We start from the raw sequence: 12,269 nt of genomic DNA on the forward strand, positions 1-12,269 counted from the left end.
AAAATAGAGAGATAAACGAGTCACTAAAGATTGCAGTTGTATTCACATTTTTATAAAAAATTTTACGTCAATACCGACAAACCAGGGTGTTGTTCACTGTAAATTTTAACTGCCCTTAAAAGAGCAGCGCTCTGGTTTCACACAACTAAAAATAAAATAAGTACAACTAGGAACGCCTGTGAGAAATCTACTAACTAAGCCATGTGCAATAGCGCTTGCTGTTGCCAGTGGTTTTAGCCAACATGCACTTGCTAATGAAGCAGACATTGCACGCACAGCTAATACCAGCCCTGCAATCAAAGAACAAAACGAAACACCCGAAAAAATTATCGTTACGGGCTCACGTATAAAACGAGACAGCTTTTCGATACCCACGCCACTGGTTACTATGGATCGTGACGCTATCTTGGATACTGGGTTAACGAATTTATCTGATATTTTAGTCGATAACATGCCTGCGCTTAGTGAAAGCATTGGTAATACCACCAGCCAATCAAGTGTTTCTGCAACTGGTTTATCCACTGTTCAATTACGTGACTTAGGTGCTAACCGTACACTGACACTGATTGATGGTCGTCGCGTTGTTTCAAACAGCTACAGTGGTAATTACGTTAGTTTAAATACCATTCCTAGCGGCATGGTTGAACGCGTTGAAATAATTAGTGGCGGTGCATCAGCAACCTATGGGGCAGATGCGGTCGCAGGTGTTGTAAATATAATTACTCAATCGAAAAAAGAAGGCTTCGACTTTAAAGCCAATACAGGTGAAACCACTGATGGTGGCGGCAAAGAGTTTACCCTTGATTTAAATTATGGCACCTCATTTGCCGATGATCGCGGCTATGCGTATTTCAGCGCTAACTGGGACCGTGATTTTGGCATGACGTTTTACGACCGTAAACGTGCCCAGATTGAAGATAGCTACGATTATGACCCTGATCGCATGTGTAATGTGATGCAAACAGCCAATGGCGACCAATGTATGCGTGACATCACTCAAGCTGACTGGGTAAGTAAGAGCGACGGTATTCCTGGCGGTGTGTTCTTAGAAAACGGTAATAACGACACCCAGTTTTGGTACGATGGTCAAACTCTTCGTGATGACTGGAAAGGCAACGAAGAAATTTACGGCATCAACTCTAACCAATACGTGATGTTGGATGTGCCAAGTGATAACTTCTCAACGGCACTGAAAGTCGACTTTGACTTAACAGATGATGTCATGCTGTACGCACAGGTACAATACAGTGACAGTGGATCATTTAACAATAAGTCTCCAGAGGATGAGTACGAAGGTGCTTTTGTACCTCGCTATGATCCCGTCACTGGCGATCCACTTTCGGATGTTGCACCAGGTTATATTCCAATTGATAATCCTTATGTGCCGCAAGAAATCTTAGATGCCAACCCATATAAAGATCGTATTTATTGGGATCGTCGTTTTAGTGAAGTGGGTAATATCAGTACTGATAACACACGTAAAACGATTCGTAGCTGGGCAGGTTTACAGGGGACACTCTTTAACGGTGAATGGGATTGGGATGTATCAGCCAGCTACGGTCGCTTCACTCAACATCAAGTTCGTAGCAATGAGTTAAACACAGTAAAACTAAACCAAGCTTTACAAGCTGAGGAGCTTGCTGATGGCACAATCCAATGTATTGATGAAGCAGCTCGCGCAGCAGGCTGCGTGCCTATCAACTTGTTTGGCGAAGGGTCAATCACTGATGACATGGCGGCATGGATACGTACTAATCCGGTTATTGATACCGAAGTAAAACAATATGGCGTAGTCGGTTACATTGCTGGTGACTTATTTGAACTACCAGCAGGCTCAGTGTCGGCTGTATTTGGTGGTGAATACCGTAAAGATAGCCAAGATCTGAAAACCAGTGATGATATGAAATCCGGTGGGATCACCTTTAACTATGTACCAAACTTCTACGGTGAAGTTGAGGTCTATGAGGCCTTTGCAGAACTTGCAATCCCACTGTTAAAAGATGCACCACTGGCAAAAAACTTAAGTGCTGAAACGTCACTTCGGTTGGCTAATTACAGCATGGAAAACGTCAATACAGTTGCCAGCTACAAACTCGGTATTTTTTGGGAGCCTATCGAAGGCTATGCTTTTAGAGCGAATTATGCACGTGCGCAACGCGCGCCAACCATCACTGAACTTATGTCACCACCGCGTGGCGATTACGACAGCTATGATGATATTTGTGATGGTTTAACTGCAACATCGACTAAACCTGGTCACGATAACTGTCGTAAAGAGCCCACTTTAGCTGCGCAACTTGCTGCCGATCCTGATTTCGAATTTAACGATGAAAATAACAGTTATTCACCGGGTGCTGGTAATGAAAACTTGAAAGAAGAAACTGCCGATACGTATACGTTTGGCATCACAGTGGCACCTGCGTTTTTAGACAATTTCAACCTTGCGGTTGACTACTATGATATTGCAATTGTCGATGCAATTTCGCAAATCAGTAATGAAAACATCATGCGTGAATGTTACGACTCTGAAGTTGCGTGGGGAGCTGAAAACACCTTCTGTAATGATATTACCCGTAATAATGAGGGCAATATTATTAAGGTTTTACAACGTCAATATAACCTCGATGAGCTCACAGCTAGAGGCTATGATGTGGTTGCACAGTACAAGTTTGATTTTGACAGTTATGGTCAACTCTCGTTAAAGCTTGATTATAATCATGTGATTGAAAACTCACAGACCTATGAAGGCCTCGATGGTAGCTTAGTGACCAGTCATTACGCAGGCTATGGTCGCACTAAAGATAAAGCGTCAATGTCGATTACTTGGCGTAATGATGATCTACGTATTCGCTGGCGTACAAATTTCTTAGGCTCGTTTAAAGCAAGCCAGAGTCTTGAAGAAGGTTACAATGAGTATGTAGCCGAAAATGATGCCCGCTGTGAGGCTGGTGAAGATACCTGTATTAGTAACCCAGAAAAACTTGCCTACCAAGATTATGGCTCGTTCTTAAAGCACAGCCTTTCAGCGTCTTACACTTTGTCACTTGGTAAACAAAGCCAACTACGCGTATTCGGTGGTGTAAATAACGTGTTTGATAATAAAGGTGATTTTTATCCTTCAGGGCGTGGTAATTATTACTCTGAGTATGGTGGGGGTAAAGGTCGTTATGTGTATGTAGGCGCACAATATAGTTTTTAACATTTTCATATAAACCCCAGCTAGACTGACAACAAAGGCGCACTTTTTAATGCGCCTTTTATCTTTTCCAGCTTTGCATCTCGACTAATCGAGACTCTGTACGCGCATACTCAAATGCCAGTTTTTGTCCTTGATATATATCACTAATGCCCGCCTCAGCCGAGATCACCAGTAATCGACCTCGGTCATAAAACTCATCAACCAAAGCAATAAAGCGCCGGGCTTCATCATCTAAAAAGTGCTCTTGTAAATCCTGTTTTTCACGTTGATAACTGTCTTCAATACCATGCACAATTTGTTTACCCGTTGCTCCGCGTCCCATTACTGGCACATTGAGCAAATAAATGCGCTGAAAGCGCTCTGCTAAATAAATGTAATCTGCTGTGCTTCTAGCACCTGAACATAACGCCATAAAGTCAAACATAATGGCATCTTGAGCTTGCAGCTCACAGCTAAGCTGACGATAGCAAACCTCTATCGTTGTTTGCTTTTGTACTGCTTGCTCTTGCTTTAAAAAGCGCCCTATAAGGGCACTTTTGTTATCAATAAAGTAATGTTCGGTTTGTTTACCAAAGCGAAAGCGATGATCGGTATTGCCTTCAACACTTAAAATATGACAATGATCATTTAACAAATCGATAGTGGGTAAAAATCGTGCTCGTTGTAAACCGTTGCGATACAACTGCTCAGGTTGACAGTTAGACGTCGCCACTAACACCACTTGGTGCTCAAACAAGGCTTTGAATAAGCCACCTAAGATCATGGCATCGCCAATATCAGAAACAAAGAACTCATCAAAGCAAATCAAACGAATGTTCTGTGCCCACTCCTTAGCAATAAGTGTCAGCGGATTTTTCTGCCCTTGCAGCTGAATCAAACGCTCATGCACTTGCTTCATAAAATGGTGAAAGTGCAAACGCTGCTTCGCATCAATGTTAACCAGCTTAAAAAACACATCCATCAACATGGATTTGCCACGCCCTACTGGGCCGTATAAATAAACCCCTTTTATTGGCTTAGCGCTTTGCCACCAATGTCTTGGCGCAGCCAATTCTGTGGCTAGATTATCAAGCGCATTAATCGCTGTGCGTTGAGCATGGTCTTCATGCAGCTCGCCTTTGGCTATTTGCGCTTGGTAATACCTTAATATTTGTCCTTGCTGTACTGTCATAGGTCACCAGTATCCGCTATACTCGCGGCCATTGTAGCCGACTAAAAATGTGATCCCAATGAAATTCCCATGCCGTTTAGATAAATTTATCAGTCATATTGCTGAATTACCTCGCAGTAAAACCAGAGCTGGTATAAAACGTAAATACGCCACCGTAAACGGTGAGGTGATCACCTCTTTTGACTTTTCAGTCACTGAACAAGATGATATCCGCTGGCAAGGCGAGCCGTTGGTCTTTTTAGGCAAGCGCTACTTCATGCTCCATAAGCCTGCAGGCTATGTGTGTGCCAATAAAGATGACCTTCACCCGACAGTATTCGACTTACTCGATGAGCCAAACATGAGTGACTTTCATGTTGCTGGTCGCTTAGATATAGACACCACCGGCTTAGTTATCATCACCAATGATGGTGACTGGTCGCACAAAATAACTTCACCAAAGCACAACAAGTTCAAAACTTATTTAGTTGAAACGCAAGAACCGATTAATGAAGAAGCAATAGTAGCGTTAGAGCAAGGGGTGCAATTACACAACGAAAAAGAGCTAACTCGCCCAGCCATTGTTGAAAAACTTGCAAGCTACAGCTTACGCCTATCCATTTGTGAAGGTAAATATCATCAAGTTAAACGAATGCTGGCCGCAGTTGATAACAAAGTTGTTGAACTACACCGTGAAAAAATTGCCAATATTCATCTTGATGAAAATCTAGCTAGTGGTGAATACCGCCCCTTGACCGCTGCTGAGCTTTCACTCTAAATAGGTACTTGAACAAATATCATGATAACGCTGTCATTTTTACTTAATAAAAGCTAACAAGTTGCCGATAAACATGGTAGAAAAGTAGAGGGGATATAATAAAAGGAGGCTAACTGTGTTATCAGGACTAGCTTTAAAAACAAAAATTAGCTTATTTGCTACCGCCATTTTTATTGCACTTTGCGCAATAGCCTTGTTGGGTTTACAGTCGTTACGTCATGCAAGTGAGAGCGATAACATTGCGCGTATTAACCAATTGATGAAAAGCACAACTAATATCGTTGAGCAATTCGAATTGATGGTAAAAAATGGCCAGCTTGATGAAACTCAGGCTAAAGAGTTGGCAACTCAGGTTTTAAGAGAAAATAAATATCACGATTCAGAGTATGTTTATGTCGTCGACAATAATTTAGATTTTGTTGCCACGCCACATGACCCAGAATTGCATGGTACTAGCTTTAATGACTTTAAAGATGCCAGTGGTAACAGCATTGGTCGCATGGTCGAGCAACTCGTGGGTAACACAACAAATAAAATTATCACTTACCACTGGGACTCTGTCCGTGATGGTGAAACAGTAGACTTAACGTCTGTTGTACAAAAAACACCGCTGTTTGGCTGGTATGTTGGCACAGGAATTAGTGCAAAAGAAGTCGATGAACGATACTGGAGCACAGCAAAGTGGCTATTGGGTTTATCTATGCTCATTGCCATTGCCCTCACGTTTGCAATTGCACGCTTTGGCTCATCACTGACCAATGCATTGGGAGGTGAAATCAATGAAGTTATTGATATCGTTAAAAACGTATCACGTGGCAACCTCCACTCAACTATCCGCCAAGATGCGCCAAGTGAAAGTATTATTGCGGCCATGCATTACATGCAACAAGGCTTACGCGGCGTTGTTGATGGTATCAAAGATGTAACTGATAGCCTCAAAAATCAAAGTGTTGATAACGAGTCTCGCTCTATTGAGCTTGATAAACTCACCCGTAGTTTAAATGAAGAAACACAAATGGTTGCCTCAGCCATTACTGAGCTAACCGCCTCAGCGCAAACAGTTGTTGAGCATGCCGAACAAGCAGCTTACTCAGTACAAGAAGCTGAGAACCAAGGGCAAAGCGCAAGCCACTTAACCAACGAAGCAGCACAAACAATCGCACTTTTAGAGCAACAAATTGACAGCGCTGGTAATAACATTCAAGTTCTTGATGATGAAGTAAATAATATCGCTAATGTGCTAAGTGTTATTCAAGGAATTGCAGAGCAAACAAATCTATTAGCCCTTAATGCAGCCATTGAGGCAGCTCGTGCTGGCGAACAAGGTAGAGGGTTTGCGGTTGTTGCTGATGAAGTCCGTGGCCTTGCACAACGAACACAAACCAGTACCGAAGAAATCCGCAACATGATTGGTAAATTACAATCAGCAACACAAGATGCTAAGTCATCTGTTGCACTGAGTATTTCGACCAGTGAACAAACTGTGGCTAAATCAACCAAAGCCAATGAAGAACTAAACCGAGTTGCGAGTTCATTAAGTGCAATCGCACAAATGAGCCATCAAATTGCTATAGCAGCTAAAGAGCAATTAGACGCAGGTGAAGATACAGCAAAACGTGTGGTCACCATTTCAGATACTGCCTCACAGACGGCTAACGTATCCAGTCAGGCACATACGGCAACCGATTCAATCAAAGGCCTTACCGCTGATTTAGAGACAGAAACAGCTAAATTTAGCTAACTATTCACGTATCAAAAGCCAGACATAAAAAGCCCAGTAAGTTTACTGGGCTTTTAAGACTTAATCTGTACCAAATCGAAATCGGCCATTCCTGGCACTATTTTTTGTAATCGAGATTCAGTGACATCTAGTGAGTTTAAACACTCACAGTATTCAGAGGCTTTCATTTCAAGCTGCTCCGCTTTCTTTTGCAGTGACTTATCTATTTCCTTAGAGATAATATCCATACGCTGACCCATGTCGTTAATACGATCTTCGATATTTCCCTCACGTGATTTAAACGCATCACCTAATGAAACTAAAATAGCCCCTAATGAGCCATGTACAGCTGAGTGAATTTTTTGGCTGATCTCTTTGGTAAAAAAGTCATCGATTTTCGACAATGATTGCGGGGCGATAAAGAAAAAGTCATCGCCACGCTTAAACTTATCCATCAAAGCACGTTCAACATACTGTAATTGCGTTTTAAGTACTTCAGGTTCTTTGTCGGACATGCCCTCAACGACCTGCTCAATAGCACTCAAACCTAAATTTACACCGTCAGTGGCCAGTTCAACTAATTCAGGCACAGTGTCACGAATACCTAAACTAAACTGCTCCACGACTTTGCTTTCTTCTGGATTAAGGTCAACCCAATAGCCACGAATAAATAACTGAGTATTGTTGTTTATTTGTACACGGGTTTGGCCTTTATCAACAATACGAATAACATCATCTGTAATGATCAAGCCGTGACTAAGCTCAACTTCGCATTGTTTTTTAGCTAATGAGGCATAACTTGAAAAACTCGAGAATGTAATAGCTGCCGCAAGCAGCGAGCGAGAAAAAAACGCCATATACACCCCAAGAAGACAAAAAGAGAGGTCGGTAGATTAGCAAAAATCCAGTTTTATGCAAGTAAAACGCCTAGCTATGCTAGGCGTCTTAAAATAAAGGTGGGTTAAATTGGTGAACCCGGTGGCATTGGCAATACTTTAAAGTTTGCAGGCCACTCACCGCTTGTTAAAAAGTGGCTGATTTGTTCGCTTAAATATTGTTTGAAGGCGCTATCACCTACTGATGCACTTCCTAGCATTGATTCTTGCTGGTAACTCTTTGCAAGCTTGGCAAGATAATAACGAAACTGTGCTTGTACCTCGGGGGCGACTTTATCACTCGTTACTAAATCAGCAAATTGCTTAGCCGTTAAAAGCTGCACTCGTTGGTTAATCTTACCCGCCATCCCCTGGGCAACTTTTTGCTCGAAAATTTGCTGATAAGTTTGAGCTAATAATGAATCTAAACTATAAAATGCATCGCTACGCGCTTGTTGCTGCGCGAGACGATTAACACGCTGGTTATTAAATAATAGGCTTAAACTATGTGCAGCCGCGACTTCAGGCAGTGCCATAGCATCAAGGGTTAATCCTGTACGACCGACGATGCTCTCGCGTGATTTAGATTCCCCATACGCTTTTGGTGGAATAAGCGCTAACACTGACTCAGGTAAAACTAGATTCTCAGCTTTTAGTGTAGCAAGTAATGCATCAACAGCCGCCTGCTGGGTTTGCTTAGCTACAACTTGCGCCCCTTTTGGCTCTGAGCCATCACGTACTTCATATTCGTAATTAACACCGGCAATTAATTTAACCGCAGCTTCAACTTGATAGCGATGGAATAAATAAAGTGGCACCAGCATTTCTTCTAGTTGCGATAACGCAGTCCCCGTTTTGATATTTTCAATACCAAAGCTCGTCAGCGCTTGTTTGCGAACATCAAGTACACGCATTAACTCATCACTTGGTGAACGACCGTTATCCCACAAATGCCCCGTTGGATGAGCGCCCCCTTTAGCACGTGCATCACTGTCCGAAATGAATTCCAGCCCTTTACTTTTATTTTCAGCTAAAATTGCGGCCAGTTGTTGTGGTTCATCTTGGTTTGTAAAATCGCTATAACCGTATTTTATCACTTGTGTGTCCCACACTCCCATACCAGAGGCATAGCCTCGGCTCACATCCAGTTTGCCTTGCTCATTGAAACTAAGTAGCGGGTGAGGATAGTCCATTACCGATGCTCTATCAGCGACCGACGCTGAAAAGTTATGTGCAATCCCTAACGTGTGGCCTATTTCATGAGCGCTTAGTTGACGAATACGGTCAAGAGCCATTGCTTGTAAACGAGTAGCAACTTCATTACCTTCAAAATAAGGGGCAGCTAATGCCTCAGCGATAAGGATATCTTGACGTACACGTAATGAACCCAGTGTTACATGGCCTTTAATAATTTCGCCCGTCCTCGGGTCTATCACTGAGCTGCCATACGACCAGCCACGTGTTGCACGGTGTACCCATTGGATCACGTTGTAGCGTATATCCATAGGATCAGCATCATCAGGTAACACTTTAACGATAAATGCGTTCTTATAACCAGCAGCATTGAATGCATCATTCCACCATTTAGCGCCCTCTAACAAGGCTGTTTTAACTGGCTCAGGCACGCCTGGATCTAAATAGTAAACAATCGGTTCAACGGGTTCGCTAATTGGCAAGCTCGGATCTTTTTTTGCTAAACGATGACGCGGAATGTAACGCACATACATAGACTCACCAAGTGGCGCGGCATAATCTTTATGCTCAATACTCCAGTAACCGGATTGAGGATGGAATTGACGTGGTGTGTAGTTATCATCAGGCAGTTCAATAAAAGAATGATGCATATGTACTGTAAGTACGTGAGGATCAGCGCTCACTTGACGAACAAACTCACCAGGGTTACTACCTTGAAAAGTGAGTATTGCCTCTAACTCTGTATTTTTCACAAATGCGTTTGAACGAGCTAAATAGACTGCGCTTCGATTACCATCTAAATTAAAGCTCCCCTGCGAGGTTGCAGCTAAACGACGACTTACACCGTGCACATCACTCAATAAATAAGGAGTATAGTCTACAAGTACCGCTGAGTCTGACTCTGCAACAACACTAAAGCCCGCAAGAATACTCGAAGCAAACGCTTCTTTGATACTTTGCAGCTCAGCCAAGTTGGCCGTATTCGCCCGATAATAAGTATTCAATGCTCGTAACATCACCTTATCACCAAAACGTTCAAATTGTACTAAATAGGTATTGCCAAGTTGCCCTCGATCAAGCCCTATATCATTTGAGCCGACCCCATAAGGTAAGCTTTGCTGAAGTAAAAAAGGTTGCTTGAGTTTATCAACTGCAACGTACACTTTGCCGCTTTCAGAATCATAATAGAAAGAATAATAGCCCGAAAAATGACTCATTTTTTCAGTAAAATCATTTATAGGCTTAATTGCTGCGTGTGCTTGAGTTATTATAGTAAGCAGCACAGCTAAGAGCAGGTATCGTAGTAATGGTATTTTTTGCATAATCTTATCTTTGTTATTCGCGTTTTAAATACTGTACAGGTATTTGGCAGTATAAAGTATCGCCAACAAAAAACAGCTATTTAAGACGAAATTCAGCGCTTGCTAAGACATTCTCTCTCACACTTAAAAATGTCTGGCTACAACGTTATCAGGAAAATAGAATGCGTAGACTCCCACCGGTATTATTAGAAGATGGCTGCCCTCGTGAACTGATCTCATTGATCAGAACAGTGCTTGCGGCATGTAAAGAAATTTCATTCCGTGTTGGTCAAGGTGCCTTATCAGGTGTGTTAGGTTCAACTCTTGATGAAAATATTCAGGGTGAAACACAAAAGAAATTAGATGTACTTACCAATCAGCTTCTAAAAGACATTTTACTCGAATCGGGCTACGTAAAAGCCATTGCTTCTGAGGAAGAAGACTTTACCGTTGCAGGTAATCCTGATGCTAAATACATCGTTGCCTTTGACCCGCTTGATGGCTCTTCAAATACCGATATTAACTCACTGGTTGGTACAATTTTCTCAATTATGGCAGCGCCTGATGGCGCGGATCCTGCTGATCCAAGTATCTTTATGCAACCGGGTAAAAACCAAGTTGCAGCGGGTTATGTATTATATGGCCCATCTACCGTGCTGGCATTAACAACTGGCAAAGGCACACGCTTTTTCACCTTAGATAAAACGCACGGTACCTTCTTATTAACAGAAGATTTTGCAAAAGTACCTGAAGACACCAGCGAATTTGCTATTAATGCCTCTAACCAGCGCCATTGGCAACCGGCGATGCAAAATTACATCAATGACTTAATTGCTGGTGACACAGGCCCTCGTGGTCGTAACTTCAACATGCGCTGGATTGCTGCAATGGTGGGTGATGTGCACCGTGTTTTATGTCGTGGTGGTATTTTCACTTACCCGACCGATACGAAAGATCCAAATAAGCCTAACAAATTACGTTTACTATACGAAGCAAACCCTATGGCAATGTTAATCGAACAAGCTGGCGGTATTGCCTCAACGGGCACAGAGCGCATCATGGATATTCAACCTGACGCTATCCACCAGCGTGTTGCGGTGATCTTAGGCTCGAAAAACGAAGTTGAAACCTGCTTGAACTATCATAAGTAGCAACAAGTACATACCTTAGGCTGAAAAATATAAGACTCTTTCAGCCTAAGCTCAGTTCTAATAACTTCTTTAGCGTACTTTTACTCAACTCACCCATTTGTTCGTTATTACTTAAGGCAAAGATTGCGCCTTCAACCGCACTTTCGTCGATGTCTTGACGAGACTCTAATACATTTGCCCAAAGTTCTAACTCATCGATATCTATTTCACCGTCAATAACACGCTGTAAAACCTGACAAAAAACGTCTTGCGTAACAATATACACATCACCTTGATTGTCAGGGCTGCTGGTAATAATGGCGATTGCCTCAAATCGGTTTTCACCAAATCGAGCAAACTCATCTAATGCGTCTAATTTATCCATTTGCTATGCTTACCTTTTCAATCTCAAAGCATCTTTTTACAGAATGACAACCCTTACTTGCTCACAATGCAAAGCAACACTTAACTGCCAAGTCGACAATATAAATGCGTGTTGGTGTAATGAGTTACCCGCCATTTTACCACTTGATGAAGCAACTACATCCTGTTTGTGCCGTGATTGTACGATTAAGAAAATAAATTTATTTTTATTCAAACTATACCAACAGCCTCTAAAGCAACAGCTCGCTTTTGCCAAACCTTTCTATGATCAAGGTAAGTTAATTGAAAATCTCGATTACACGATGCAAAACAACTACATGGTATTTAGTCGCTGGTTCTTTTTAAAGCGCGGCCATTGCTGTAAAAACGGCTGCACCCATTGCCCTTTTTCCGATAGTTAACATCCAGATAGAGTATTTATTCAATTATTTTGCATTTTATTGCAAATAACGCATGACTATAAGAATAAAAATACACTATAATTGGATATAAATTCACTAAATCAATCTCTTTTAAGCTTGAATTACTAGCTACGCCT

At 42.0% G+C, this 12,269-nt stretch carries 9 protein-coding genes; 5 read left to right on the forward strand and 4 right to left on the reverse strand.

Features of this window, described 5'->3' with window-relative positions; genetic code table 11:
• Positions 1–178: 178 nt before the first annotated feature.
• Entirely contained in the window at positions 179–3,199 is a 3,021-nt protein-coding gene (locus L0Z67_RS14170) for a TonB-dependent receptor domain-containing protein (RefSeq protein ID WP_405128159.1), read from the forward strand.
• Between the two features lie 58 nt (positions 3,200–3,257).
• Here the strand turns inward: L0Z67_RS14170 and zapE are convergent, their stop codons facing one another.
• Positions 3,258–4,370: a cell division protein ZapE gene (zapE, locus tag L0Z67_RS14175; protein ID WP_062568666.1), complete on the reverse strand. Its 1,113-nt coding sequence runs from the start codon at positions 4,368–4,370 to the stop codon at positions 3,258–3,260.
• Between the two features lie 58 nt (positions 4,371–4,428).
• On the opposite strand from zapE, the gene rsuA reads away from it, so the two are divergent.
• Positions 4,429–5,127, forward strand: a complete 699-nt coding sequence (rsuA, locus tag L0Z67_RS14180) for a 16S rRNA pseudouridine(516) synthase RsuA (RefSeq protein ID WP_062568665.1) — start codon at positions 4,429–4,431, stop codon at positions 5,125–5,127.
• 115 nt (positions 5,128–5,242) lie between these two features.
• Positions 5,243–6,868 carry a methyl-accepting chemotaxis protein gene (locus L0Z67_RS14185; protein ID WP_062568664.1) on the forward strand — a complete coding sequence of 542 codons (1,626 nt, stop codon included), beginning with the start codon at positions 5,243–5,245 and terminating at the stop codon, positions 6,866–6,868.
• A 53-nt stretch (positions 6,869–6,921) separates the two neighbouring features.
• Here L0Z67_RS14185 and L0Z67_RS14190 read toward each other — a convergent pair whose 3' ends face one another.
• Together L0Z67_RS14190 and L0Z67_RS14195 are read right to left on the reverse strand one after the other, a co-directional pair.
• Positions 6,922–7,704 (reverse strand): YggN family protein, encoded by a 783-nt coding sequence (locus L0Z67_RS14190; protein ID WP_062568663.1) that lies wholly within the window; start codon positions 7,702–7,704, stop codon positions 6,922–6,924.
• Between the two features lie 104 nt (positions 7,705–7,808).
• Positions 7,809–10,238: a zinc-dependent metalloprotease gene (locus L0Z67_RS14195; RefSeq protein ID WP_405128160.1), complete on the reverse strand. Its 2,430-nt coding sequence runs from the start codon at positions 10,236–10,238 to the stop codon at positions 7,809–7,811.
• Between the two features lie 161 nt (positions 10,239–10,399).
• On the opposite strand from L0Z67_RS14195, the gene L0Z67_RS14200 reads away from it, so the two are divergent.
• Entirely contained in the window at positions 10,400–11,368 is a 969-nt protein-coding gene (locus L0Z67_RS14200) for a class 1 fructose-bisphosphatase (RefSeq protein WP_062568661.1), read from the forward strand.
• A 40-nt stretch (positions 11,369–11,408) separates the two neighbouring features.
• Here the strand turns inward: L0Z67_RS14200 and L0Z67_RS14205 are convergent, their stop codons facing one another.
• A complete protein-coding gene (locus L0Z67_RS14205) occupies positions 11,409–11,732 on the reverse strand; it encodes a hypothetical protein (protein WP_405128161.1) in 324 nt (107 codons plus the stop codon).
• A 43-nt stretch (positions 11,733–11,775) separates the two neighbouring features.
• Between L0Z67_RS14205 and L0Z67_RS14210 the strand changes: the two genes are divergently transcribed.
• Entirely contained in the window at positions 11,776–12,132 is a 357-nt protein-coding gene (locus L0Z67_RS14210) for a DUF5522 domain-containing protein (RefSeq protein ID WP_193987795.1), read from the forward strand.
• Positions 12,133–12,269 lie beyond the last annotated feature (137 nt).

This window comes from Pseudoalteromonas sp. PB2-1 (genome assembly GCF_045040605.1).
Lineage (GTDB): Bacteria > Pseudomonadota > Gammaproteobacteria > Enterobacterales > Alteromonadaceae > Pseudoalteromonas > Pseudoalteromonas arabiensis.